Consider the following 25,653-nt stretch of genomic DNA (forward strand, 5'->3'; position numbering starts at 1 on the left):
GAGGCACCATGCCTGATTATTCTTATTTCTGCAGTATCTACCTAGCTAAAAACCACTTTAGTCTTCATGCCGTAGACCCAAATGGTAAGGTCATACTCACTCACAAGTCGGTAACCCGTTCTAAACTACTGACTACAATAGCAAATATGCCACTCATGCGTATAGACGTTGAAGCGTGTGGTGATGCACATATTGGGCAAGAACACTCAATAAAGTGACTTCGGGCTTGTTCAACATTCGGGATTTAGTGTTAGCTGCGCAACACCTTAATCCTTATTTGTTCTATTATTGGTACTCGACATACTGATAGAGACCAATTATATTTTTTGTTAACGGTACTAATGCAGCAACTACACTTTCCAAGCTGTTATTTTTAAAGAAAATAATACTAATTTCAGATTCTTTTACTCCCCGATTTGAAGGGCTAGATGTAGTTAAGCCATATTCTTTAAATAAGGGTTCTATCACGCCTCTTAGTTTTGTTAGGTTTTCCTTTTTCTTCGACTTATATTCATTGTCTATTCCTGCGTATTGATTAAGCCTTAGATAGTAATCACCTGACTTCTTGTCAATGCGCCAAAATATATACTCAGGTATATTTCCGTAAGCATTCGGTTTATGAGCAATATCTAGCTGAGTCCACGCAGAGCCACCAACATTAGATCGTGATTTAAAATAAATAGAATCATTAATTCCATCGACAGATTGATATAGGATATCGATTAAATATTGTTGTGCTTGGCGGTTAGAAAGTAAGTGATGCTTATTCTCTGCTATCATGGTGAATTCAATTTCTGCAATAGGTTCAACAAACTGTTCCTCTAAGAAACTCTTGTATTGCGTTAGAATTTCACTATCCAACGACAAGCTATTTAGAGCTTTCAACAAGCTTCGCGAGTCGATGACATCATACCCGTTATTTTTAGTTTCTTTTTTTTCTTCATAGTTAACTCTTGCCAACTTAAGGTATTTATAGTGTTGGAATTTTGGAAGTATTTCTCTATACCTCCGAAGTTGATCTGAGTGGATACTAGAATATGTTTTATTTTCAAACAAAACTCCACAAGATGTAGAGTCAACATCATATCTGACAATCAGATCTGTATTTTTTTCTTGTCGACTAACCTCTACATTTGTAATTTTACTAGCTTGCTCTGAGCACAAACCTAAACACTTAAAAAATGTAAGTATTTCATTATTGCTGTCTTTGATTTCAAGAACCAACCAAGCTAAGAAACCATCAGTCGTTAACTCTTTAGGAGAGTGACTAAACAAATTATTCATAATCCACCGAAATAATATAACGCATTGTTAAGGTGTGAGGCGCGCAATACAACAGCCTCTGCATAGCACCTTAACCACTAAAACTGACGCATAATACAAATACCACGCGTGCCGAATCACTCTTGAACAATTTGTTATGCATATTTTTCCGACTAACTCGAAACCACATTAGGATCACTTGCCTTACTGACGGTCAGGTGCAAAACAGGGAAAGGTAACTCACCACTTATGCCACCGACCATTTTCTGTATTTCTACTGCAGTAAAAGCGAATAGGTTACAATCACGAAGAGCTGCTAGCTCCAAGCCGATATCTTTACTGGCATTAATTTTTTGAATTGGTTCTAATTCTTGCGCGATTTCAGACCAATCCTTTACATTCTGTAGAAAGTTACCAACGAGCTCAAGTTCATCATCTGAAAGGTTATCTGTGTAATCCATATAAAATGCTTGGCAACCAGTGATGATTTCAAACATTTCTTTGCCAGTATGGACAACATTTAACTTACTTGGAGTCTGAGACTTATCACGAACGACTCTGACATTTCGAATGCTAGGAGCGTCTTTTAATTTTTCTTCTACCCACGTTTCGTGGTTCGTTTTGATAATTCGCAATAACTCTGCGGTATATGTATCAACCTGATCATCTATTTGTTTGTGATGAAGCCTACAAAGCAAGATTAAGTTTGATACATCATCTATTTTGTCTCTTGGGAAGTCTACGTCACTTCTAGGACCATTTTTTGCGCCAGAAATAATATGGCATTCTTCCCCGACAACCGACTCAGAATCATGATCAGTTTTTTCGAAAACCAAGGTGTGCCTGCACATTGCACATTTGTTTCCAGATTTACCCCAAAGAATTTTCCGATTCTTATCCGAAATAGCCATGATTTCCTCTTATATGCATAACAGTTTTTAGACTGAAAAATCTGCATTTAAATACAGAATCATTCTATCTAGTTTTATATGCACAGCAATTTACCACGATTAATCACAGCATTTCAGTGACTTAAAACATAGATAGACTCATTGAATGACAAAATGCAGAATATTTCCACATAGTATAATTTTAGAGAAAACCCTCCCGAACTGTATGTAATCACAGCACCTCTACACATACCCAAACACAAAAAAGCCTGCCATCTATGCGAACATAAATGGCAGGCTTTATACGTTAGTTAAGGCTGTGAGTAGCTAGGTTACGCGGCTTCGAATGCGAGGGCTTTCTTCTCTACCTGACGGAAGATCAGCGTTAGTACGCCGTTTACTGCTAAGTAGAATGCACCAGCAATGCCGAACACGGTGAGCGTGTCGTAGGTTTGGCCGTTAATACGCTGAGCGTAGCCCATCAAGTCCATGATGGTGATGGTGCTTGCCAGTGAAGTGCCTTTGAAGACTAAAATCACTTCGTTCGAGTAAGCTGGAACGGCGCGACGTAGAGCGTATGGCAGTAACACTTTAAGCGTTACGACTTTGTCCATGCCAAGTGCACGACATGCTTCCCACTGCCCTGCTGGAATGGCGTTGAATGCGCCTCTGAACAGTAGCGTGCTGTATGCCGCGGTGTTCAATGCTAATGCTAACATTGCACAGAACCAAGGTTGGCTTAACCAAGTCCACATGAAGCTTTCACGAATCCAATCGAACTGACCCGGGCCGTAATACACCAAGAAGATTTGAACCAACAATGGTGTGCCGGTGAACAGCGTAATGATGCCACGTGTTAACCAGTGAATCGCCGGTATTCTTAGGATTAGCGTTACTGTCATCAGCAGTGACAAGATACAACCAACCAGCAATGAAGCGCCTGTAAGTTGCAGACTGGTCACTAAGCCTTCAAGCATTTGAGAGAGGTATTGTTGATTCATGCCATTGCCCCTTTGTTACCCAAACCTTGAATAGAGAACTTACCATCAATCACTTTTACCAATCTTTGCGTGATTAAAGTGATGACCAAGTAGATTGCAGCTGCGGTCGCGTACCAAGTAAATGCTTCGTGCGTTGCCGCTGATGTTAGTTGTGCTTGTTTCAACAAATCCGTTACGCCAATCAGTGATACTAATGCGGTGTCTTTTAGTAACACTAACCATTGGTTGGTTAACCCTGGTAGCGCGTGTCTTACCGCTTGAGGTAAAACTATACGAAAGAATGAACGTGATTGAGAGATACCAAGCGCGCTTGCTGCTTCTCTCTGCCCTTTGCTTACTGCTTTCAAAGCACCACGGATGGTTTGTGAAGCGTAAGAAGCAAAGATAAGTGACAGTGCAACAACACCAGATAAGAACGGGCTCACTTCTATGAAGTCGCCAGTGATCATAAACAGAACTTGTGTCGAACCAAAGTAGATAAACAGCACGACCAGAATTTCTGGTAAACCACGAACAATCGTCACAAATGCAGTCGTTGGCCATTTGATTGCAATACGACGAGACATCTCACCACTTGCAAACAAAACTGCTAGAACCAATCCAACCAATAGGCTTACGAATGCAAGCTGAACAGTCATCCAGCTTGCTTCGACGAGTCCTAAAGAGTAACCCGTTAATTCCATAAATTACTTACCGAAGTACTTGTTGAAGATCTTGTCGTATTCGCCGTTCGCTTTCACTGCTGCAAGTGCAACGTTGAGCTGGTCTACAAGTTCTTGGTTACTTTTGTTTACTGCGATACCAAAGCCGTTACCGAAGTACTCTTGGTTTGTTACTTGGTCGCCAACGTACGTTAGGTTGTCTTCTTTCTTGAACCATTCTGCTACAACGGCTGTGTCACCGAATACAGAATCGATACGACCGTTTTTCATGTCGATAAATGCATCTTGGTAGCTTGAGTAAGGTACCGCTGTTACGCCAGTCATTTGCTCAAGTAGGAAGCTCTGGTGAGTAGAACCGTTTTGAACACCAACACGCTTACCTTCTAGTGCAGCTTGGTCTGCTACTTTGCCTTCGAAAGAGATGAATGCTGCAGAGTTGTCGTAATATGCGTTAGAGAAGTTCACCTGTTTAAGACGTGCTTCAGTGATGTCCATTGCTGAGATAGCTGCATCGTAACGTTTGAATTTAAGTGCAGGGATCAAGCTATCGAATGCTTGGTTGTGGAAAGTACACGTTGCTTTCAGCTCTTCACAAAGTGCGTTTGCTAAGTCTACGTCAAAACCCTGAATTTGGTTGTTCTCATCCATGTATTCGAATGGTGCGTACGTTGCTTCCATTGCGAATTTGATTTCTTCTTGCGCCGCTGCGTTGAAAGAAGCAAGGCCGATAAGTGAAGCTAGTAGAATCTTTTTCATGTTGTTACTCCGAATACTGTTTGATAGCGGCCTGTGGCCATTCTTATAATTTGATTGTTTTAATTGATGTTGTGTTTAGCTAAATCTAGTGAGTCAACTTTCTTTTAATACGTGACTTACTTAATGAGTCAAATATTCAGCAAACTCAGGTGTCTGCGGATTAACGAATGAATCGCTGGTGCCGTGTTCAACGATGTACCCTTTCTCTAGGTACAGAACGTGGCTAGCAATCTTCTTCGCGAAGTCGACTTCGTGCGTCACGACTACTTGGGTAATGCCCGTTCCGCTCAATTCTTTAATAATGCTCACGACTTGGTTGGTGATCTCAGGATCAAGCGCCGCTGTTGGTTCATCAAACAACAACACATCCGGTTTCATCATCAGCGCACGTGCAATCGCAACACGCTGTTGTTGACCGCCAGACAGTTGAAGTGGCCAAGCGTCTGCTTTGTCGGCAAGTTGAAGTGTCTTTAGTACTTCTTGAGCTTGCTTAATCGCTTCTTGCTTATCCAAACCCGCAACTTTGGTTGGTGCTTCAATCAAGTTTTCCATCACCGTCATGTGTGGCCATAAGTTGTATTGCTGGAACACCATGCCGACTTTACGACGCAGTTTAAGCCCTTGCTTCTCTTGGATCTGACCAGCAAAGTCGAATTGCTCGTTAGCAATGTCTAATTCGCCGTTGTCCGCGATTTCTAGCAGGTTCAAAACTCGCAGTAGTGAACTCTTGCCTGCGCCGCTTGGGCCAAGCAATACCAAGGTTTCGCCACTCTCACAGTCGAAACTGATGTCGTGAAGAACTTGGGTATCACCGTATGATTTGTTGATGCTCTTTACTTGAATACTCATGCCACAATACTGCATTAATTGTCATTTGTTGGTTATTCTATTCAATCCGAGGTTTTATGCAAGAAAAATGTATAAAAAACTACTTTGTTGAATTTTTGTAACAAATATTGCACAAAAAACAGTCGCTATAACTGGTCTTACAACCAAAAATTGCAAGCTATTGATAAGGTTAGTATCGAGATAAAAAGCAAACGTTTTTCTATCAATTTATAAATCATAACTCGATTACTAGTTTATGAACGCACTCCCCTATTAACGCTAATTTACTTGCATAAAAATTAGGGTTAACCCCCCTACTTTCCTATCGAACTGACTGGATCAGAATGCTTAGTTTTCCTTTAATGTCGTTTCGAACTATGCACTTGGTGATGATCAAATATTGGAAATTGAGTTTCCTAGGGAGCGTCACAGCGCAATAAATGCTTTAATGGGTTCTATTCTCAACAACAATTACTGCCCAGCGAACAACACGCAGTACAGGCAATAAGTCATAAACCATAAGCAATTAGCCATAAGCAATAAGCAATAAGTAACAAGCCATCTATTTTTAAAGCGACAACACATTAAGGCAGTAATATGCAAAACGATGTCTCTTCTGCGCTCGACTCAACTCAGCGCTCTACTCAAAAAGCGCCAGAACCCAAACCTGAGAAAAAAAGCCTCAGTATTTTGTTTGAGCTAAGTAAATTCATTCAGCCTTATAAAGGTCGTGTTATTGCTGCTTTGATCGCGTTGATCTTCACGGCGAGCTTAACCCTTTCAGTCGGACACGGTATTCGCCTTCTTATCGACCAAGGTTTTAGCCAACAATCACTCTCAGATTTAGGCAGCGCGATTCAATTCATCATGGTCGTGGTCGTGTTGATCTCGATTGGTACTTTCTTCCGCTTCTATTTGGTTTCTTCTGTTGGGGAACGCGTGAGTGCGGACATTCGCTTATCGGTTTTCAATCATGTCGTGACGCTGCACCCGAGTTACTTTGAAACCAACGGCAGTGGCGACATCATGTCGCGCATCACCACGGATACCACTCTGCTTCAAAGTATCATTGGTTCATCGTTCTCTATGGCGATGCGCAGCGCGTTGATGTGTATTGGTGCAATCATCATGCTGTTTGCGACCAATATTAAGCTGACGTTGATTGTATTGGCCTCGGTGCCATTTATCTTGATTCCGATTCTTGTGTACGGGCGTCGTGTAAGAGCCCTATCTCGTCAAAGCCAAGATTCGATGTCTGATGTCGGGTCTTATGCCGGTGAGGCGATTGAGCATATTAAAACGGTTCAAAGCTACAGCCGAGAAGAGCAAGAGAAAGCGTCGTTCGCTGTTGAAGTGGAAAAGGCTTATGAGATTGGTCGCCAGCGTGTAAAACAGCGCGCGATTCTTATCTCTGGCGTGATTGTTATCGTGTTCAGCGCAATATCAGGGATGCTGTGGGTTGGTGGTAGTGATGTCATCAACGGCACCATGTCGGCGGGTGACTTAGCGGCGTTTGTCTTCTACGCCATTATGGTCGCTTCGTCATTAGGTACCATTTCTGAAGTGATGGGTGAGCTGCAACGCGCGGCAGGTGCGACCGAGCGATTAATCGAGATCCTACAAGTTGAAAGCCATATTGTTGCGCCAGTTGCGAATCCAACTTCGCTTGCTAACGTAATGCCAGAAGTCGCATTTGATGATGTGACCTTCTGTTACCCATCAAGACCGGACCAGCCCGCAACAAGCAACCTCACGCTCACTGCCCATGAAGGCAAAGTATTGGCACTGGTTGGCCCATCGGGCGCCGGTAAAACTACCCTGTTCGAACTGTTGCAACGTTTCTACGACCCACAAATAGGTAAAGTAACCTTAGGCGGTGTTGAACTGAATCAGTTTGATCCTAACGAGCTAAGAAAGCAGATGGCATTGGTTCCACAGCAACCTGCTCTGTTCAGTAACGATGTGTTCCATAACATTCGCTACGGCAACCCGCAGGCAACAGACGAGCAAGTTATCGAAGCGGCTAAGAAAGCACACGCGCACGAGTTTATTCAAAACTTACCTGAAGGCTACCTCAGCTTTCTTGGTGAACGCGGTGTTAGGCTTTCTGGCGGCCAGAGACAACGTATTGCCATCGCTCGTGCCATCTTAAAAGATCCAAACATTCTATTGTTGGACGAAGCAACCAGTGCGCTAGACAGCGAAAGTGAGCATCACGTACAACAAGCGTTAGAAGAGTTAATGCGTGGCAGAACGACGATCATTATCGCCCATCGTTTATCAACAATTAAACACGCCGACCAGATTGCGGTGCTCGATAAAGGCCAGCTAGTAGACATCGGCGACCACCAGTCTCTCATCAATAGCTGCGAATTGTACCAACGCTTAGTTGAACTGCAATTCAAACACCTTGATGCGTAATCATTGAGTGAATGTGCGTAAGTCGTTTGTTTAGTGAGACACTAATCAATAAGTAACGGAAAGTTAAGTCACTGACATTGTGTGGTTTCAAGCTTCAAAAACTTAAATCACACGTGTTGCAGTTTTGTTAATTTAGCGGTAGGGTTTTTATTCCAATAACAACTTATCCCGATGAAGGATAAGACGATAATATTAATTACCCAGATAACATTAACTATACAGATAACAATAAGAGAGTTCGCATGGAAGCACTATTATCTGACTACCCAGTAGTAACAGAAATCCCTGTCGCTTGGGGAGAAATGGACGCACTCAATCACGTTAACAACGCCGTATATTTTCGCTATTTCGAAACCGCTCGCTTAGATTTTTTCAAGCACGTTGAGCTGATGGAAGAGATGGCGATTACCAAAGTTGGCCCTGTTCTTGGTGACACTTACTGTAAGTATTTCCGCCCAGTCACGTATCCAGATACCTTAATGATTGGCTCTCGTGTCACTGATATTCAAGATGACCGATTCACCATGGAATACGCGATTGTCAGTAAAACTCAGCAGAAACTGACGACCATAGGCACCGCGACTATCGTGATGTTTGATTTTGCTTCAAACCAAAAAGCCCTGCTCTCGCTGCGCTTAACCAACGAAATTGAAAAGATGAACACGTTGAAAAACCCATGCTTCAAACAAGAAGCCGTGACGGAATAACGTATTCGCTGATTCAAAATGCTCAGATACAAAAAGGCCACTCGATTGAGTGGCCTTTTGTTTATTGGTTCAGAGTACTTATAAGCGGCTATAAACGGTTATAAGCGGTTAAGACTTATAGATCTTGAATGCCGAACGCTCTTTGCCTTAGAAGCTATAAACCTTACAGCCTATAGACCTTGGACGTATTGAGCATTAGTACGAACTTCAACCATCTGTTCTAGATTCTGTTGTGAACCATCAACACCGTTAATCAAACCTTGGAAATGTTTAATCAGCTCTACTTTGTCTTGTACTTCTTTCGAACCCGCGCCGATGTTGGTCAGGTCAATGAAGAACTCGTCAAACAGACCTGAGAAATCCGTTACAGCGTCATGGTTTAAGAACTGCTCGTGGTTGTAAATGCTTGGGTAGCCACCCTTCTGTTTATCAACCGCGAAAGAGATGCCTTTCACGTTGGTAATCGTGGTCGCTTTCTCACACTTCAACATACAACCTGCTTCTATGCTTGGCTTGTTACAACCCACGGTTCTTTGGAAGAAACACTGGCGGCTGGTCATCATCAAGATTGGGTGGTAGATGCTGTAGAACAGTTTGAAGTTCTCTGGGCGACGAATATGACGAATCTGACCTTTGTTGATCTCGTTCGAAATGAAAGCACCAGCACAGTTCAGTTCTTCTTTCAGCGTAACCAGTGCGTGAGAGTTTGTGGTGTTCATGAACGGGCCTGCTACCCACTCAATACCCATCTCGTAAGCTTTGTAAGCAATACCCGTGTTGTTGGTCACGATGCGAGCTGGCTTGATCTCTTCAAGAATACGAACCGCTTCGTCGTAATCTTTGCCGATTAATACTGCAGGGAACCAAGGAATCAAACGTGGGTTGGCTGCCAAGATGTCGATGTACTTGTTACAACGCTTCTTGAAGCTTTCAGGCAGTTTGAAGTAAACATCCGCGTCAGTTACGTCACATAGGTGCAAGTCTTCCACATCAGCGATAAGCATCGACATGGTTGGCTTCTCGTTAACCTTCGGTTGCTGAGGCAGTGCTGGCACTTCAACGTGCTTAATCACTTTTACAGAACCGTTTAAGATGAAATCGATTTCGTCTTTTAAGACCGACACTTCTTTCAAAGGAAGAATCAGACCTTCATCTAAGTTGTCGTAGTTACAGTTTTCAAGCGTATGAACAGCACTCTTCACTGATTTGAAACGCTTCTCAAGTAACGCCTGAGTAATCGCAGTCTCTTTAGCTGTTGCCAATAATGATTGAGATTGAACCGTAAAGTTTTCTTTTGGTGTGTTCACTGTCACCGTAAATGGTTGACCCACCTTAGCGCTAAACGACAATGACACGGGTGTTTTACGAATATCAAGGAACTCAATCTTGTCGCGCATTTCGCTGCCTAGGGCATTTTTCGCTTCATAAAGATCGCTGGTCACTTCTTGAATTTGTACCACTGAGATTTCATTGTTCTCTTTCGTCGCTTTATCAACGGCGTAGTTCATGCTGTTGTCACGAGGATTATCAATGAACATGTCTTTCGTTAGGTTGCCCTTAAGGAAAGAGTTAGTGAAATCACGGTTGAATACTTTGTGCAGGTTTGAATCGTCTTCGATCAACAAACCACTTTCTACAAAGCTATCAATTTGTTTGCGCCACGTATCAACCACTGTGTATACGTAGTGTGCGCCTTTGATACGGCCTTCAACTTTCAATGAGTCGACTTTCGCGTCAACCAATTCAGGTAGGTCGTAGTACGCTGAATTATCTTTCAGGTTCAGTGGAAACTTGTTTCCTGCATCGGTGATTTCGTATTCATCACGACATGCTTGGCTACAACGGCCACGGTTACCTGAGTTACCTACACTTACTGAGCTCGAGTAACATTGGCCAGAGAATGCGATACACAAAGCGCCATGTACGAACACTTCAGTCAATACATCGTGGTCGTGTGCCACTTCCGTCAGCATTTTGATTTCTGGCAGGTTCAATTCACGAGACAAGTTAACGCGTGTTGCGCCAATTTTAGACAAGAACTTAATCTGGCCTTCGTTGTGTGTCGTTAACTGAGTCGATGCGTGAACATCTAACGATGGGAAATGCTTTTTCACCAAATCGAACAAACCAAGATCTTGAACGATGATGCCATCAAGCTTAGTGTTCACAAGTTGGTTCAACAGTTTAGTGATGCTCTTAATTTCATGCTCCAGCAGCACAACGTTAAGAGTCAGAAACACTTCACAACCGTATTCATGAGCAAGGCGAATAACACCATTCAACTCATCTAACGATAGGTTAGAGGCTCTGTTACGAGCGTTGAAGGTGTCTAAACCGCAATAAACCGCATTAGCACCCGCTACGATAGCTGCTTTAATCGCCTCTACATCGCCACCTGGGGCTAATAACTCAATCTTTCTGCTCATTTTTGAAGTCGCTCACTTACTTATAATTTTTAAGCCGCGTATTCTACCTACTTCACGATCTCTTTACCACCTAACAACACTTTTCAAACTAAATGACCTCAATAATGCCAAACGAATCCGATTTACCTATCCTTTATTCTTTACGTCGCTGCCCTTACGCCATGCGCGGACGAATAGGCATCGCACTATCACAGCAAAAAGTGTTACTTCGAGAAATCGTTACCAAAGACAAGCCTAGCGAACTATTGGCCAGTTCGCCAAAAGGTACCGTTCCGGTATTGGTGTTGCCAGATGGACAAATCATAGAGCAGAGCTTGGATGTGATGAACTGGGCACTTCAGCAAAACGATCCTCAAGATCTTCTTCGTTCAAGTAATCCAACACTGAGCCAACAAGTCCACCAGCTCATCAAAACCAACGATGAAGATTTTATTGGCCACTTAGAAAAGTACAGAGCGTCTGTTCGTTACCGAAACATCGATGTTGAACAACGTCGACAAGCCTGCGAAGCGTTCATTAGTCAGTTAGAAGCGCTACTCACCGATCAGCCCTACTTTTTCGGAGAAACCCCAAGCTTAGCCGACTTTGCCGTGATGCCTTTTGTCAGCCAGTTTGTGCGGGTCGAAAAGAAGTGGTTTGTGCAATCTGAATATCCAAACGTAGGACGTTGGTTAAGAGCGCACTTGGAAAGTAAGCTCTACACCCAAGTCATGAAGCAATACCCTTTGTGGAATGAAACCAAGCAAGATTGTATTTTTGGATACCAGTAAGTATCTATAAATTGCAGGAGATAACTCCAAATTGCTAAAGATAATTCTAGATTCCTGGAGATGACTGTAAACAGTTCTAAATAAGCTTGTTCACCTCTAGATTGTTATGAAAATCGTGACACTGAATTACAGGTGACGCCATTGATGGCATATTAGATATCAACGAAAATAGCCTTTCACTCAACCTCAACGTTAGTTTGAAATGCGCTATGCCAAAAAACAAAGTGAACACGTTCAACACACCTAGTCCCGATTTTAAAGGGTTCGCGAAAGTTTCACTGTTAGTGGCCTTCTCGCTTGCCCTTTCAGGCTGTAGCGCGAAAAACAAAGCAACCAACACAGGCCAATCTGCCGCGCAGCAGAATCAAGCCTACACGGCGAAGAGTTTCAATAAACCCAATAGCAAAGTCACGTTAATCCTCTCTTTTTCTGGTGGCGGCACACGTGCGGCAGCGCTCTCATATGGCGTGTTGCAAGCATTGCGCGACACCAACATCCAAATCGATGGTGAAACGGTTAACCTGTTAGATGAAGTCGATATGATCAGCTCGGTATCCGGTGGCAGCTTTACCGCCGCCTATTATGGTATCTATGGCGACCAGATATTCGAAGATTATGAAGAAGCATTCCTTTATCATGAAGTCTCAAAAGACCTGTTTTCCATCCTTTTATCTCCCAGTTATTGGTTCTCGTACGCCACTAGAACAGACAAAGCCACCGACTATTACAAAGCCAACATCTTTGGTGAAAGCACGTTTGCCGACATGCACCGAGAAAATGCGCCCTACATTGTGATTAACGCAACTGACATTTCAACGGGTTCGCGTTTTTCATTCACACAAGAGTACTTTGACCTGATTTGCTCAGATTTAAACAACTATTCCGTGTCTAGCTCGGTGGCCGCCTCTTCTGCTGTCCCTTTTGTATTTACTCCTGTCGTGCTTGAGAACAGAAATGACTGCGACAAAACAGAACACACAAAACCGTCATTCGACGCCACCAGTTACCGCAACCGAAATCTGATCAAATCGTTAGAGTCATATAGCAATAAGGATGATGTGAGTTATCTCCACCTTGTGGATGGCGGGATTACTGACAACCTCGGTTTACTGTCGGTGTATGAGATGTCTGAATACTTGCGTTACAACGACAACGAAGAGCTGAAAAACTTGTATGACACCCAGCACGCGCGTCCTATTGTCATCATTTCGGTTGATGCATCAACGAACCCAGAATCTGGCATTGGAGAGTCAATCGAAGCGCCTTCCATGAAACAAACGGTGGACGTCATCACCGATATCCAGCTGCATCGCTATAACGACACAACAAAAGATTTGATCGTCGACGAGTTGCAGTCTTGGTCGGAGCTAGCCTCTCATCAAGGTCGTAAGGTTTCTCCCCACTTCATTGAGATAAGCTTGAATAAATCAGACAACAGTGCCAAGCGATACTTACTCAATCAAATTCCGACGGACTTTATGATAGACAAAGAAAACGTCGACCTATTAATTGAAGAAGGTAACAAACAACTTGTTGCCGATCCGGAATTTCAAAATTTCTTATCATTTGAATATAACAAATGATGCTAATCTAGTTGCTTATCAAAGCGCAATCTGGCAATCAAAGATCACGTCATAATTTCACCTTTACAAGGATCACTATGGAATTTGAAAACAACATCTTACATCTCGGGTCATTCTTTGCCGTGACCATGGGGATCGTGGTTCTATTTATCGGTCGGAGGCTCAATCAGGTCATCGGTTTTTTGAAAGAGTTCAGTATTCCAGAACCTGTCTCTGGCGGGATTTTGGCATCGCTCCTGTTCGCGGCTCTTTACGCGACGACCTCAGTTGAAGTGCAGTTTGATCTGTTTGCTCGCGATGTATTATTGGTCTACTTCTTTACCACGATTGGTATTAACTCAAGTTTGAAAGACCTGTTCAAAGGCGGAAAGCCCTTGGTCATTTTGCTAGCAATCACTATCTTCTTCATGATCATGCAGAACATCGTCGGTATTTCTGTCGCATCAATGTTTGGCCTAGAGCCTGTCTTTGGTCTACTCAGCGGAAGTATTTCACTGATTGGCGGACATGGCACCGCGATTGCTTGGGCACCCAAGGTTGCAGAAGAGTTCGGCCTAGAAAGCGCAATGGAAATTGGTATCGCCAGTGCAACGTTCGGGCTGATTTTAGCCAGCCTTATGGGCGGTCCTATTGCAAAGTTTCTCATCAAGCGTCATAACCTTAAACCTACCGATGAGCAATCAGGCTCAATCGATTCAAATGCCAAAAAGCAACAACAAGCCCTCACATCATTTCAATTTTTAGACGCCGTGTTAGCGATCCATATTTGTGTCATTGTCGGCGCGTTGCTTAATGAATTGATCAGTCAGACAGGGTTACAGCTTCCACTGTTCGTATCGTGTTTGTTTGCGGGTATCGTGATCACCAACGTAATGCCAGACTCCTACCCAAGAATCTCGGGCGCAAAATGGCCGACACGCTCGCCCGCTATCGACTTAATTGCTGAAATCTCCCTGGGTACATTTTTGGCGATGTCATTAATGAGCATGCAGCTTTGGACGCTCATTGACTTGGCGGGTCCTATCTTCGCGATATTGGCAATGCAGCTGCTACTCGCGGTGATAATCAATATCTTCATCGTGTTCCCATCAATGGGTAAGACCTATGATGCGGCTGTTGTATGTGCTGGGTTCGGAGGGATTTCGTTAGGTTCAACACCGACAGCCATGGCGAACATGTCGGCAGTAAGTCAGAAATATGGGCATTCAGCACAAGCCTTCATCATCGTGCCATTGGTATGCGCGTTCTTCATTGATTTAGCGAACGCCCTGATTATTCCTTACTTCATGAGAATGATGTAGCTGACCTTTGTTAATACGATATTCCACAATTTGTTAAAGCGGTGTACCCCAATTCATTAAAGCGGTGTAGCCCAATAAAAAGAGCCGCTCGTACAGAGCGGCTCTTTTGCTAATGACTCAATTTGACTATCACTAACGACAACCCAAAGCTTATTGAATCGCTATCGAAATCTCGACTTCAGTTTCGCCTTTGTAGAATTCAAAATCTGTCGTGTAAGTTCGAACATGTGGGCAATCCGCTGCGTTGAAATACGCCCACACTTCACCCCATAGGTCGATCACTGCTTGAGGGAGTTCACCTTCAGCAGAAAACGTTAAGTATTTACCTGCTTGTATTTCGGTTTCGACAAGCGCATCTAAATTGTTATCGGTGAGTGCGCTAGTACAAGCGATGACATCAAATTCACCCGTAAAGTCAGACTCGTAGTTTGTGTAGACACCATACACTTTTGAATCAGGCGTTAATTTTGGAAACGCTTGGTCAAAAAAGCCCTGCCACAATTGCCCTATCTTGGCTTTGGCTGGGTCAATCTCATCGGTATTAGTGGTTCTTACTGAAAAACCATACGCCTTTACGGCTTCAATCGTTTCTACTTTCATTCGTTTTATTCCTAAGCCAATTGACGATCTAACTGTATTGAATCCAATGTTTTGTAAAATAACACGACTAATCTTGTATCTCTTTATGGCCACACTTTTCACAGACAAGGTGACGAGAAAACTCATCCATTGACGCGATAAACGGGCCAAGGAACCAACCTTTTATCATGCCTGCCCAAAACTCGCTTCGCTTTTGGTTAGGTTTGTCTGCAAACGCACTCGTCTTTCTGACCAACACAACAACATGTTGTGTGTCTTCTCTGCACGCGGTGCAATAGCATTGTTCTATGGTGTTATTCATTTGAAAGCCTATGACGTTTTGAATGAAATCTGCTGAAAATGAGGATTGTCGACACAGACTTCTAGTGTGGAAAGATCAGTGAGTACGACAAGTTGTTCTACACCTTGAATACTGACCTTAATGCACTCTTCACGGCTATCATTGCGTTGAGTATCTAATCCGACACATTCAATCTGCTCGCCAGACTTCAGCGTTAATTTGATTGGGTATCGGTGCATACACACAATCTCAATATAATCGTAATCGTTGCAACTAATCATAATACCCCTCCAATTCATCCACCACGCTAATGCGACACGCCATACTATGCAATATGCATATAATCAATCATTTACCCAAGTCACATTGATGTTCGTCCGAAACTAAACTTGCTTCTAATCCTATTTCTAAACGTGCTTCTAAACCTACTTCTAAACTTAGCTTAATCCAGCTTAACCCATTCACGTTTCTTCTACTCACGCCTGCTTATTCTTTCATTGTTAAATAATAATCGAGAACAAAACAATGAAAACCATGAACCATTTACACGTGTTAGCTTTATTAGGTTTAGTCGCTTCAATGATGACGTTTAATGCGAGTGCCGCCTCAGAAATCGATGCGAGGCACTTTGCCAATGGTAAAGCCAAATACACGCAGCTTTGCCGGGTGTGTCATGGCGACAAAGGACACGGTGATGGCCCCACTGCCGCTTCATTGCCACACAAGCCCGCCAATATCGCTAATAAACTAGGCGGCTTTTTTACCAATCCAAGTTCTTTGGCGGATGACATTTTAGAAGGCAACGTAGAACAAGGTATGCCAGCGTGGAAAAGGACAATTACCAAGCAAGATGCTCTGGATATTCTGACGTACGTAGAAACTATCCAATAGTAAACGCTGTTCCATTCGCCTTTTGAACAGATATATCGGTTAATACTCCTCGTTCTATTGCGCTATCTATTTGATTGATTACACTCAATTTAATGGATAGTGAATAATACGGAATGTTATGACCTTTAAACCTTTAGCACTAAGTAGCCTTATACTTGTTTCTACGGCGACACACGCCGTCAGCTTTATCGATGAAATTGATGGCCAACTCGATATGGGAGAATACCTCGCAGAAAATGCCTACGGTTTTCTTCCTGTTCCAATTCTAATTACAGAGCCTGCGGTAGGATACGGTGGCGGCTTCACTGGTATCTTCATGCACGAATCTGAAGAGCAAAAAAACACACGTAAAGAACTCGCTGAAAAATCCATCGATGGTGGCGCCCAGCTTCTCACCCCTGCAATCACTGCGATTGGCGGCTTTGCGACAGAGAATGGCACTTGGATGGCGTTTGTTGGTCACAAGCGCAGTTGGAATGAGGACTCAATACGCTATCTTGGTGGATTAGGTTATGGCGATATCAACATGACCTTTTATAGACAAAGCTCTCCGAACGCCTTGTCTCCACTCGATCCAAACGAAGGTGTTGAGCTAGGACTCAAAGGCATGGGCGGGATACAGAAACTCCAATTTAGAGTACCTGACTCCCAATGGTTACTGGGGTTTTCTCAACAGTTCTTCGCACCAACACTCTCACTTAATAATCATCCTAAAGCGCAAGAAATCTTAAACAACATTGGCAACACGTCACCGACCTCTTCCGGTTTGGGTCTAATCGCCGAGTACGACAGCAAGAACAGCTTCTTGAATCCGACGCAAGGCTACAACTATGTCGCGGAATACCTTTGGTTTGGTGATGTGATTGGCAGTGATTACACCTATCAAACGTTTAATTTGGAAGGGCTGAACTATTGGGAGTTAAACAAGGAGTGGAATTTAGCGTTGCGAGGACAGTACAAATCATTGTCGACCAATGAACGCGTGCTTTCTCCTCAATATTACCCAGACATTGAACTCAGGGGTATCGCCCGTAATCGTTATCAAGGTGAACACACCGTCGCGGCAGAAGTTCAAGTAAGCAAACAATGGACACCACGTTGGTCAACCGCGGTGTTTACGGGAATTGGCTATGCGGGTGACAGCGATAAAGACATGTTTGATCAAAGCTCTCACGCGGCTTACGGTGTCGGTTTCCGATACCTTATCGCAAGACGCTATGGTTTGATTTCAGGGATTGATATTGCGTTCAGTGAAGAAGATACCGCCCTCTACTTCCAAGTCGGTGCTGGTATCTAATTCATTACGCTGTGCTTACCCAATAAACCAAAGCGATAAACGAAAGCGATAAAACTAACGCGGCAACGATGAGACAAAGTGCTCAGGTAACAGCGATTACTTAAGCGCTTTCCAATATTGATAAAGCCCATCGATATCTGAAGAGCACATCAACGACATTGCGCCTTTGATTTGTTCTTCGCTCCACTCCCACCATTTCATTTCTAACAACTGAGCAATTTCAGTTTCATTGAAACGATAACGGATGTGACGCGCAGGGTTTGAACCCACAATCGAGTATGGTGCGACGTCTTTCGTCACAACAGCTCGACTTGCGATGATGGCTCCGTCACCGACCTTAACACCACTCATGATCATGGCTTCTGTGCCAATCCACACATCGTTACCAATCACGGTATCACCAGAGCGTTCAAAACCGTCTATCGCATCTTCAAATTTCTCGTCGTCTTGATAGAAGTACGGGAAGGTACTCACCCACTGATTTTGGTGGCCTTGGTTGCCCGCCATCATGAAGACTGCGCCAGAACCAATCGAACAATAGCTACCGATGATCAGCTTATCGATGTCGGTTCTATCCGGTAATAGGTAACGCGCACAGTCATCAAAACTGTGGTTATGGTAATAACCCGAGTAATAGCTGTGCTCGCCCACGATGATGTTTGGGTTGGTCACTTGTTCTTTGAGTGACTTTCCGACAAACGGACTTTCAAAATAATTTTTCATGTTTGTACTCTTAGTTTCGTTCTTTTAGTTAGGTACTTTTGTTGCGTGTTTATGGTTTTAACTGGTTTATCTGAGTGTAAAGGCCAACGTGCCCTATCGACCGCCCGCAATATCAATAAATGAGCCGGTTACATACGAAGCTTCGTCCGATAATAACCATGCGATAGAGTTAGCGACTTCTTCTGGCGTGCCACCTCGTTGTAATGGTAACTGCGAAGCTAGTCTGTCTACGCGATCTGGCTCTCCGCCGTCTGCGTGCATCTCAGTATAAATACAGCCTGGCCTTACGCCATTCACTCGGATATTGCGTGAAGCCAATTCAAGTGATAAGCCTTTGGTGAGTGAATCCATCGCACCTTTGGATGCTGCGTAATCCACATATTCAAACGGCGCACCTGTTCTAGAAGCCGCAGACGATACATTCACAATAGAACCTGCACCATCAGCTTGTTTGATAAAGGCTTTACTGCACAAGAAGCAGCTTGATACGTTCGATTTCATCACCTTTTCAAAGCGATCCAATTCGATATCAACCAATGGTGACTGGGTAAACAAGATCCCGGCATTATTGACCAAATGAGTCACTGGGCCTAGCTTGTTACGAGCAATCTCAAACAAAGATTTCACATCCGATTCAACAGACACATCCGCACGCACGCTTATCGCGGTTCCGCCTTGTTCGCGAATCTCGTTCACTAGATCTTCAGCTCGCGACTCATTGTGTATAAAGTTAACGCATACGGCATAGCCTTTACTGGCCAATAATTTAGACGTCGCTGCGCCAATACCTCGGCTCCCGCCTGTTACAATCACTACCTTGCTCAATGAAACCTCCTAATGCACTTGTTTGTTATAACCTGGGTTTTCGTTACAAACTGATCGTACCGATACAAACTAATTTTTCGATACAACCTGAACCCACTGCGATCGCCAAGCCGGCGCTTCGAATGGGTCTGGCCAAAACTCAGTTTGCTTTTGAATTAAGCCATCAACCACCGTGTGAAAGGTAATCACACGATCGTTTAATACACTATCAGTTACTGACACATCCGTGACTACCGTGTCACCCTCACAAACAATCGAATTGAGGGTGAATTCCCAAACACCATTGGCTGGGTATTCAGAGTTGATTGCCGTAAAGTTATCGCGCCCTACCGTCAATTCAGCCGACTGCGGCCAATAGCCTTCAAAATCTGCGGCTAGCCATTCGCTTGCCTTGGCAAAATCATTACTGCGCATTGCATCCCAAAAACCTAATACCACTTGTTTTGGTGTCATTATTCTTCCTTAACATCGTTCAGTTATAACGAATTTTCATACATAGCTATTTATGGACGTGAAGACATCGCTTTAAGCATGCTTAAACTATATACCTCTACGTATACTTACCGATGATCGTTAAAAGATCATCGACATGGTTGGCAATATAATCGGGCTTGGTTTGCCAATTTTCAGGTTCAGATCGGCTATAACCGGCGGCCACGGCAATCACTTTTGCGTTCTTACCCAATGCTGCTTCAATATTGCGAGCAAACTGTGTGTCCGCTTCATGGTCACCGATGTACATCAAACAAAGCTCGTTAGACGGATCGGCGCCAAATATGTTCTCAACACATTTTACGCCACCAAACGGGTGTGGCTTTTGGTGGCCGTTCGAGACATCGTCATAGCCCACTACCGATTTAAACAAATCGCCAATGCCATAACTGTCGAGTACACCACGAATATTCAATTGTGAGTTTTGAGAACAGATCCCATGAGGAAGATGAGCAAACTGACTTACCACAGTGTTCATCCCGTCAAACAAGGCGACAGCAGTTTGGTTTTTCTCTTGATGCTCTGCCCACATTCCACCGGCGATCAACATTTCATCGTGTGATAAGCCGTAATAATCGACATATAAAGCTTGCCAGTTTTTAGCACCATGGTTGGCTTCGTGATAAAGCGTTTCGCTCAGCAGATATTTAGGTAAGTTCTCACCTGATAAGTGTGGCGCGACCACAGAGATAATATCTTTAGTAATTGCGATATTCTTTGGAACTGAATTCACTAAGGTTCCATCGTAATCCCACAGGATGGCATCTAACTTCATGGGGTATCTCGTTGTTTAAATTGACGATTTCAATTTATCACTTGAGGCCCTGTTAAGGGAAATCTTATTGTCTTGAGTTTCAAAATCAGTCTAATTAGAATAAAGCTATAAAACAAATAATTGCTGGCAAACAAAAACCAACAATCTTTACTCACATCACTGCTTTATCAATTGGAATATATGCGTATAATCCCCCGCTCTATAACGCTACCCATCATAGGAATAGCGTCATCCCAAATTTTGTGAGTACCCAATGTCGAAACTATTTTTCAAAGGCCGTATCGAAACAAGACAGAACCACGTTCTTGCTGGCTACAATGTAAACCGCGATGTTAAAGTGGGTACTGAAGAGTCACCAGTTGCGGTAATGGTTCAAACTGAAGCTCGTAAAGCAGAAGTTGAAGCAATCGCGGCCGAGCATTCAATCTTTGTTACTGTATCTGTTGATGCAACTAAAGAAGAAAACACGCTTGAGTTCGACACGTTGCTAAACAAGCCAAAAACAATGACGTTCGAAAAGACACCTAACCGTAACGACCCATGTTCTTGCGGTAGCGGTAAGAAATACAAGAAGTGTTGTGCATAAGGCTTCTCACTCAAACTGCCAATAGCACGATGAGTTAAGTAATACCTAACGGGAAGATCATTGAGGTCTTCCCGTTTTTATTTGTCCAAGCCAAACTCAGTCTAGATTGTCTGGTGTTCGCAAATTGGTTCCACACTTTATACATTTATAGTCACCGGTTCCGCCGCTTGAAGCTAATGACGATAAAATCATTCCCAGCAACCCTGGCTTCTTTACATCTTGTGGCGCTTTTTCGGCTTGGTTACTGAACATAGTGTACTTATGCAGTGTAAGTTCCTTACAGTTACAGCAGAACGCTCTCGTCTTCTCACTTCCATACATAATATCTATAGCCTTAACTTAAAGCACGAATTCAACATATGGCAAATATGCCACATGTTGAATTAAATCTAAATATTTTCATGAAGTTATGAGCAAATTAAAGCGTTTCAAAGAAAGGTAAGCTCTCACCTGTTAAGTGACGTGTTGGCGGACAAAGTTATTCAATTCACTCACGCTTCTGATGATGTGAACCTCTTTCTCTTTTGCGCGTAATTCTAACCGTGCTCTAAAGTCGTCATTCCAAAATTTCGGGCACAATTTTAGTGTCTTATAACTTTGTATCGTGCCTTTTATCACTGAACTTCCATCAGGCCAGCCTTCAGGTTTAACGAACAACCCTTTGAGCATTCGCTTGGTAACAAACCAGTAGCTAATTGGATAAGGAAGGTCGATATAAACCAAAGTATCTGCGGCTTCTAAACGTGTGTTGAATGAGCCTAGAGGGCCAAAACCATCGATGATCCAGCTTTCAGAATTGATTATGTTGTCGTGTGCTAGGTCGAACACTTCACGCTCAACAAACTCTCCGCTGGCCTTATAAACAATAGAGTCCAACTGGTGAAGCTCTATGCCTGTAGCTAGTGCTAACGCTTTGCTGATTGTGGACTTTCCACTCCCAGGCTTGCCAAAAACCGCGACCTTTTTCATATGACTTCCTCTATTCAGATAAAACCCATAAGACAGCGACAAAAAACCCACCTTACGGGTGGGTTCGATAAACAAAGCGCATCAACAATCCCACCATTCCTATGGAATGATGATAATTCGTTGGTTAGATGACGCTAAATTCAGTTTCATAACACTACTTTTATATATTGTTGCTTAGTTGTCAATGCAGCCAAACGTTGATTGGGAAGCTATATCATCGTCAAGTCGCACCCATTAATGGTCTAAATGAGTGCTTATTGGCTCGGTTATTCAGCTTTCGCCACTGTCGCTTCTGAAAGCTTGCTTAGTACACCCGATATCTTCTTAACCACTTCGTCACAGCCATTGATTGCGTGACGCTCTACCAAGTAATTAGGATCGTTGTAAGATAGCCATACTTCTTTATTAGAATCCTCAGTGACTAATACCTTCTGCGGTAAATCTATCGCGACATCTTGAGCGCATTGCATTAATGGTGTCCCTACTTTTGGGTTACCAAAGATGATGACTTCCGTTGGTCTCAATTCAAGATCGACCTTACTCGCATTTTTCTGATGGTCGATTCTCGCAAACAAGGTCAAACCTTTGCTTTTGGCGATTTCTTCAAAGCGGTCAGCGGTCCCTTTCACTGAGTAATTACTTTGGTATTTAATCAAACCATCAGAAGCCGCAGCTGAAAATGATGCCGAGAGTAAAATGGCGCATAGTGGTAGTAATTTTTTCATCGTCACCTCTGAGATTTAGCCTAATCAAACTTACATTCATAGCGCCACTTCTTAAATCAGTGACGCAACCCATGTCAGTATAGACGCGTTTCCATTCTCAGTTTGCAGAGAGGATCACTTTTCTAATGCGTCTTATTATCATCAGTTTAGGCTAACTCGACGCTAACCATTGGCTTTGAAGCTTGAATGTCTGGTCATCAAAATCGATGGTACCTTGCACACCTAGTGGAGTGACTAGCATAGGGTGAGTGTGGCAACTGTCGAAACCATACAGGATCGGGACATTTTTACCGTTCAGCACTTCAATAAGTACATCGAGTGGTGTTCGCCCTGTCCCTTTGTCATCAAACAGCTCATGTTTGCCGAGTACAATAGCGCCTACTCTATCGAACACTCCGCAAGCCAATAAGTGCGCGAATGAGCGCTCGACGGCTTCGATGCCTTTTAGTGAATCTTCAATAAGCAGAATATCGCCTGACTTAATTTCTGGCATGTATTCGCTGCCCCAAATCCCCGCCATGGTACTCAGATTGCCGCCAATCACGCGACCGCTTACTTGACCACTTCCCATGAAGCGCCATTCATTATCGTAAACTGTCTTTGCAGAGTTTTGAGTTTCCCAGTCGTGTTTAATGTCCGTCCAACTCTCAGGCATCGTGTACTGATGTTGGCTTGAATCCGAACATAAGATGTCAGTAAATGATTGGAAGGTTTCGTCGACTAACGGCGGGAACTCACCAAATGACGCGACGAGTGCCGGGCCATAGAAAGTCACCAATCCAGTTTTGGCGTAGATGCCTAACAGTAATGCGGTGGCATCTGAATAGCCGACGATGATCTTAGGGTCGTTTCTAAGGGCATCATAATCGATGTATGGCAACAGTGAGTTGCTGTTGTTACCACCAATGGTCGACATAATGCAGCGCACGTCAGGATCTCGAATGAGCTGATTGAGTTCTTCGGCTCGCGCTTGAATGGAACCAGAACGATACCCTTCTGACTCTCCAGTTAACGAACCTTCAACCAGAATAAAGCCCCGCTTTTCCAAATAGCGTTTAGCACGAGCATATCGATTAGGAGCAAAGACAGTTGCGGGCGATGACGGTGAGAAAAATCCGATTTTGTCACCGATACTTAAAGCTTTTGGGTATATCACTCGTTTGTCCTCCATAACAAAATAGGAATAATACGCCTGATTGAAACTCACTAATTCTTTAAGCTAACAGGTTCTTTAAACGAGTTAATTTCGAGGATTAGAGCTCGATAGTTAGGGTCATATCAAATTTTCATACCCAATCAGTGCCACGACTTAGTCCCGCATTTTTCACATTGGTATTCATAATCACTGTCGACATAAAAACCGGGAACATTATGGTCACCTCTAAACAATAACGTCATCAGGTACTCCACCAACACGCCTAATTTCCATTGCTTCTTTTCAGATTCAGCGTCCGCTTTAGATTCAGCATCGGAAGCGTTAACAGCAAGGTGCGGGGTAAGTGCGTTGCACTGCTCACAGTGATAAGGGTGTTTAATATACTTATTATCAAGCATTTATATAAGCCAACTAACATTTATAAAGTTGATGCATACTAACAACTTATCACTCGATTCTCGAACTTATTGTTTTCCATTAGAGTTTTATTAGAAAGAAATGAGACACAAGATAATACCATGTGTCATGCATCTACTTTAATAGGCATTGCGGTGTTCGATAGCAGAACAAAAGAGTAACTGTGTATCGTTTGAAATTTAGTTAAGCGCTTTAATTAGAACCGTGTATTTCCACAGGTTTGTTTCATCTTCTCCAAGCTCGATACTTGCTTCTCCACCCTCTTGATCAAGAATAAAAACCGGCATCTCACTACTAGACTCACCATTTTCATAATCGCATGACATTTTGGCCTCTAATAGAATAGCGTTAGCTTCATGCTTAGAAAGAACACCCGAATAAATGCACTTTTCAGTTTGAGATGTGACTTCCTGTCCGAAAGAGTCGAACTTAAAGGTTGGGAAGTTGAGTTTTGATTCAGAATCCTCGACAGTGACCGACACTTGGTAATCGATCGCTTCAATATTGGTATTGGTTGCAAATGCACTACCAGAAACACTAAGCAGCAATAAAGCTAAAGCAGTGGTTTTCATGTTGTTCTTATTCCTTTAACAATGGGCTTGCTACGCTGAAGTAACACTATGAATTCCCGAGTTTAATTTAAACGTTGTTAGGTTGAAACTTCTTTGTCATTACTTGGCAAGATAGTTAATTTTTACTTTAATAACCCTTTGTCCGCAGCCCCTTCAAGTTGCACTTCTAGTTCATTCCATAGAGCACGACTGCCTTTAGAAATACGCTCGCCATTGAAGGTCAGTACTTTGTCTTTGGATATGTTGTGCTTCTTCCAGCTGTGACCATCACCATGGATGTTATGAAGCAAAGGTGGCACTCTATCGATCGCCTTACCAAATCGAGCTTCCGGTGACTCACCCGCTTCGAACTCAAGCCATAACTCCAAATACTCGGTTCTTAAATGACTCGGCAATGATTTCAGCAAGCGCTCGACACAGTTTCTCTCTTTGAGCTTGTTTTCTTCGGTTTCACTGGCATAAATGATGGTGTCTCCAGCATCGATTTCCCCAAGATCATGAATCAGCAACATCTTCATCACTCGCGTAATATCGATTTCTTCATTGGCATAATCTTTTAACATGAGTGCGCTCAAACAGACGTGCCAACTGTGCTCTGCCGAGTTTTCATATCGCTCCAATCCAACTGGTTTTGTTTGACGATGAACATCCTTTAATTGTTCAATTTCGACCATGAATTGCAGAATGCCTTTGATTTCTTCCACGATGAGCTTCCTTAACTTAAGTTGTGATTTAGC

The 25,653-nt window shown here is 43.2% G+C and carries 29 protein-coding genes and 1 pseudogene; 9 read left to right on the forward strand and 21 right to left on the reverse strand.

Annotation, left to right across the window (positions count from 1 at the left end; all coding sequences use genetic code 11):
• Positions 1 to 8: 8 nt before the first annotated feature.
• Positions 9 to 277 (forward strand): annotated as a pseudogene (locus tag AACU28_RS16595) (IS110 family transposase); the annotation flags it as partial.
• An 8-nt stretch (positions 278 to 285) separates the two neighbouring features.
• Here AACU28_RS16595 and AACU28_RS16600 read toward each other — a convergent pair.
• The 6 genes from AACU28_RS16600 to artP all read right to left on the reverse strand — a co-directional run bounded on the left by AACU28_RS16600 (position 286) and on the right by artP (position 5,421).
• Positions 286 to 1,284, reverse strand: coding sequence for a PD-(D/E)XK nuclease family protein (locus tag AACU28_RS16600; protein ID WP_121603258.1), 999 nt, complete (start codon positions 1,282 to 1,284; stop codon positions 286 to 288).
• Between the two features lie 152 nt (positions 1,285 to 1,436).
• A complete protein-coding gene (locus AACU28_RS16605) occupies positions 1,437 to 2,174 on the reverse strand; it encodes an HNH endonuclease signature motif containing protein (protein WP_121603259.1) in 738 nt (245 codons plus the stop codon).
• Between the two features lie 311 nt (positions 2,175 to 2,485).
• Positions 2,486 to 3,154: an arginine ABC transporter permease ArtM gene (gene artM, locus AACU28_RS16610; protein WP_121603260.1), complete on the reverse strand. Its 669-nt coding sequence runs from the start codon at positions 3,152 to 3,154 to the stop codon at positions 2,486 to 2,488.
• On the reverse strand, positions 3,151 to 3,837 hold the full coding sequence (artQ, locus tag AACU28_RS16615) for an arginine ABC transporter permease ArtQ (protein WP_017083621.1): 687 nt from the start codon (positions 3,835 to 3,837) through the stop codon (positions 3,151 to 3,153). The genes artM and artQ overlap by 4 nt, the downstream gene beginning before the upstream one ends.
• A 3-nt stretch (positions 3,838 to 3,840) precedes the next feature.
• Positions 3,841 to 4,572, reverse strand: coding sequence for a lysine/arginine/ornithine ABC transporter substrate-binding protein (locus AACU28_RS16620; protein ID WP_004733839.1), 732 nt, complete (start codon positions 4,570 to 4,572; stop codon positions 3,841 to 3,843).
• A 120-nt stretch (positions 4,573 to 4,692) separates the two neighbouring features.
• Positions 4,693 to 5,421 carry an arginine ABC transporter ATP-binding protein ArtP gene (artP, locus tag AACU28_RS16625; RefSeq protein WP_004733840.1) on the reverse strand — a complete coding sequence of 243 codons (729 nt, stop codon included), beginning with the start codon at positions 5,419 to 5,421 and terminating at the stop codon, positions 4,693 to 4,695.
• A gap of 576 nt (positions 5,422 to 5,997) precedes the next feature.
• Between artP and AACU28_RS16630 the strand changes: the two genes are divergently transcribed.
• Both AACU28_RS16630 and AACU28_RS16635 read left to right on the forward strand, forming a co-directional pair.
• On the forward strand, positions 5,998 to 7,821 hold the full coding sequence (locus AACU28_RS16630; RefSeq protein WP_121603261.1) for an ABC transporter ATP-binding protein/permease: 1,824 nt from the start codon (positions 5,998 to 6,000) through the stop codon (positions 7,819 to 7,821).
• 242 nt (positions 7,822 to 8,063) lie between these two features.
• Complete coding sequence (locus AACU28_RS16635; protein ID WP_121603262.1) at positions 8,064 to 8,528, forward strand: acyl-CoA thioesterase; 465 nt, start codon at positions 8,064 to 8,066, stop codon at positions 8,526 to 8,528.
• A 170-nt stretch (positions 8,529 to 8,698) separates the two neighbouring features.
• On the opposite strand, the gene AACU28_RS16640 is transcribed toward AACU28_RS16635, so the two are convergent.
• Positions 8,699 to 10,954 (reverse strand): peptidase U32 family protein, encoded by a 2,256-nt coding sequence (locus tag AACU28_RS16640; RefSeq protein WP_017083618.1) that lies wholly within the window; start codon positions 10,952 to 10,954, stop codon positions 8,699 to 8,701.
• Between the two features lie 173 nt (positions 10,955 to 11,127).
• Here AACU28_RS16640 and AACU28_RS16645 point away from each other — a divergent pair, with 173 nt between their 5' ends.
• The 3 genes from AACU28_RS16645 to gltS all read left to right on the forward strand — a co-directional run bounded on the left by AACU28_RS16645 (position 11,128) and on the right by gltS (position 14,608).
• Positions 11,128 to 11,724 carry a glutathione S-transferase gene (locus tag AACU28_RS16645; RefSeq protein WP_258185665.1) on the forward strand — a complete coding sequence of 199 codons (597 nt, stop codon included), beginning with the start codon at positions 11,128 to 11,130 and terminating at the stop codon, positions 11,722 to 11,724.
• Positions 11,725 to 11,933: 209 nt separating this feature from the next.
• The gene (locus AACU28_RS16650) at positions 11,934 to 13,307 is read left to right on the forward strand and encodes a patatin-like phospholipase family protein (protein WP_076647047.1); all 1,374 of its coding nucleotides are present in this window, start codon (positions 11,934 to 11,936) and stop codon (positions 13,305 to 13,307) included.
• Positions 13,308 to 13,384: 77 nt separating this feature from the next.
• The gene (gene gltS / locus AACU28_RS16655) at positions 13,385 to 14,608 is read left to right on the forward strand and encodes a sodium/glutamate symporter (RefSeq protein ID WP_121603263.1); all 1,224 of its coding nucleotides are present in this window, start codon (positions 13,385 to 13,387) and stop codon (positions 14,606 to 14,608) included.
• A gap of 150 nt (positions 14,609 to 14,758) precedes the next feature.
• Here gltS and AACU28_RS16660 read toward each other — a convergent pair whose 3' ends face one another.
• From AACU28_RS16660 to AACU28_RS16670, 3 genes are all read right to left on the reverse strand, one after another.
• The gene (locus AACU28_RS16660; protein ID WP_029224136.1) at positions 14,759 to 15,208 is read right to left on the reverse strand and encodes a GyrI-like domain-containing protein; all 450 of its coding nucleotides are present in this window, start codon (positions 15,206 to 15,208) and stop codon (positions 14,759 to 14,761) included.
• Positions 15,209 to 15,275: 67 nt separating this feature from the next.
• Entirely contained in the window at positions 15,276 to 15,509 is a 234-nt protein-coding gene (locus AACU28_RS16665; protein ID WP_004733848.1) for a hypothetical protein, read from the reverse strand.
• An 8-nt stretch (positions 15,510 to 15,517) separates the two neighbouring features.
• Complete coding sequence (locus tag AACU28_RS16670) at positions 15,518 to 15,769, reverse strand: Rho-binding antiterminator (protein WP_004733849.1); 252 nt, start codon at positions 15,767 to 15,769, stop codon at positions 15,518 to 15,520.
• Between the two features lie 244 nt (positions 15,770 to 16,013).
• On the opposite strand from AACU28_RS16670, the gene AACU28_RS16675 reads away from it, so the two are divergent.
• Both AACU28_RS16675 and AACU28_RS16680 read left to right on the forward strand, forming a co-directional pair.
• Entirely contained in the window at positions 16,014 to 16,379 is a 366-nt protein-coding gene (locus AACU28_RS16675) for a c-type cytochrome (RefSeq protein WP_121603264.1), read from the forward strand.
• A gap of 118 nt (positions 16,380 to 16,497) precedes the next feature.
• Positions 16,498 to 17,676 carry a BamA/TamA family outer membrane protein gene (locus AACU28_RS16680; RefSeq protein WP_121603265.1) on the forward strand — a complete coding sequence of 393 codons (1,179 nt, stop codon included), beginning with the start codon at positions 16,498 to 16,500 and terminating at the stop codon, positions 17,674 to 17,676.
• Between the two features lie 96 nt (positions 17,677 to 17,772).
• Here the strand turns inward: AACU28_RS16680 and catB are convergent, their stop codons facing one another.
• The 4 genes from catB to AACU28_RS16700 form a co-directional block, all read right to left on the reverse strand.
• Positions 17,773 to 18,399, reverse strand: coding sequence for a type B chloramphenicol O-acetyltransferase (catB, locus tag AACU28_RS16685; protein WP_121603266.1), 627 nt, complete (start codon positions 18,397 to 18,399; stop codon positions 17,773 to 17,775).
• A gap of 93 nt (positions 18,400 to 18,492) precedes the next feature.
• Positions 18,493 to 19,224 carry a glucose 1-dehydrogenase gene (locus AACU28_RS16690; protein ID WP_004733853.1) on the reverse strand — a complete coding sequence of 244 codons (732 nt, stop codon included), beginning with the start codon at positions 19,222 to 19,224 and terminating at the stop codon, positions 18,493 to 18,495.
• 69 nt (positions 19,225 to 19,293) lie between these two features.
• Entirely contained in the window at positions 19,294 to 19,677 is a 384-nt protein-coding gene (locus tag AACU28_RS16695; RefSeq protein ID WP_121603267.1) for a nuclear transport factor 2 family protein, read from the reverse strand.
• A gap of 97 nt (positions 19,678 to 19,774) precedes the next feature.
• The gene (locus tag AACU28_RS16700) at positions 19,775 to 20,491 is read right to left on the reverse strand and encodes an HAD family hydrolase (RefSeq protein ID WP_102561969.1); all 717 of its coding nucleotides are present in this window, start codon (positions 20,489 to 20,491) and stop codon (positions 19,775 to 19,777) included.
• Positions 20,492 to 20,744: 253 nt separating this feature from the next.
• On the opposite strand from AACU28_RS16700, the gene AACU28_RS16705 reads away from it, so the two are divergent.
• On the forward strand, positions 20,745 to 21,077 hold the full coding sequence (locus tag AACU28_RS16705; RefSeq protein WP_004733856.1) for a PBPRA1643 family SWIM/SEC-C metal-binding motif protein: 333 nt from the start codon (positions 20,745 to 20,747) through the stop codon (positions 21,075 to 21,077).
• A 96-nt stretch (positions 21,078 to 21,173) separates the two neighbouring features.
• Here AACU28_RS16705 and AACU28_RS16710 read toward each other — a convergent pair whose 3' ends face one another.
• The 7 genes from AACU28_RS16710 to AACU28_RS16740 all read right to left on the reverse strand — a co-directional run bounded on the left by AACU28_RS16710 (position 21,174) and on the right by AACU28_RS16740 (position 25,620).
• Positions 21,174 to 21,398, reverse strand: a complete 225-nt coding sequence (locus AACU28_RS16710; protein ID WP_032555842.1) for a hypothetical protein — start codon at positions 21,396 to 21,398, stop codon at positions 21,174 to 21,176.
• Between the two features lie 132 nt (positions 21,399 to 21,530).
• Positions 21,531 to 22,046 carry an adenylate kinase gene (locus tag AACU28_RS16715; RefSeq protein ID WP_121603268.1) on the reverse strand — a complete coding sequence of 172 codons (516 nt, stop codon included), beginning with the start codon at positions 22,044 to 22,046 and terminating at the stop codon, positions 21,531 to 21,533.
• A 266-nt stretch (positions 22,047 to 22,312) separates the two neighbouring features.
• Positions 22,313 to 22,771: a DUF302 domain-containing protein gene (locus tag AACU28_RS16720; protein ID WP_121603269.1), complete on the reverse strand. Its 459-nt coding sequence runs from the start codon at positions 22,769 to 22,771 to the stop codon at positions 22,313 to 22,315.
• 151 nt (positions 22,772 to 22,922) lie between these two features.
• Positions 22,923 to 23,927: a S66 family peptidase gene (locus tag AACU28_RS16725; RefSeq protein ID WP_121603270.1), complete on the reverse strand. Its 1,005-nt coding sequence runs from the start codon at positions 23,925 to 23,927 to the stop codon at positions 22,923 to 22,925.
• Between the two features lie 140 nt (positions 23,928 to 24,067).
• Positions 24,068 to 24,325, reverse strand: a complete 258-nt coding sequence (locus tag AACU28_RS16730; RefSeq protein WP_121603271.1) for a hypothetical protein — start codon at positions 24,323 to 24,325, stop codon at positions 24,068 to 24,070.
• A gap of 198 nt (positions 24,326 to 24,523) precedes the next feature.
• Positions 24,524 to 24,916 carry a hypothetical protein gene (locus tag AACU28_RS16735; protein ID WP_017087140.1) on the reverse strand — a complete coding sequence of 131 codons (393 nt, stop codon included), beginning with the start codon at positions 24,914 to 24,916 and terminating at the stop codon, positions 24,524 to 24,526.
• 122 nt (positions 24,917 to 25,038) lie between these two features.
• Positions 25,039 to 25,620 (reverse strand): HD domain-containing protein, encoded by a 582-nt coding sequence (locus AACU28_RS16740; RefSeq protein ID WP_121603272.1) that lies wholly within the window; start codon positions 25,618 to 25,620, stop codon positions 25,039 to 25,041.
• Positions 25,621 to 25,653: the final 33 nt, after the last annotated feature.

Origin of the sequence: Vibrio sp. SBT000027, assembly GCF_963894355.1 — a bacterium.
Lineage (GTDB): Bacteria > Pseudomonadota > Gammaproteobacteria > Enterobacterales > Vibrionaceae > Vibrio > Vibrio splendidus.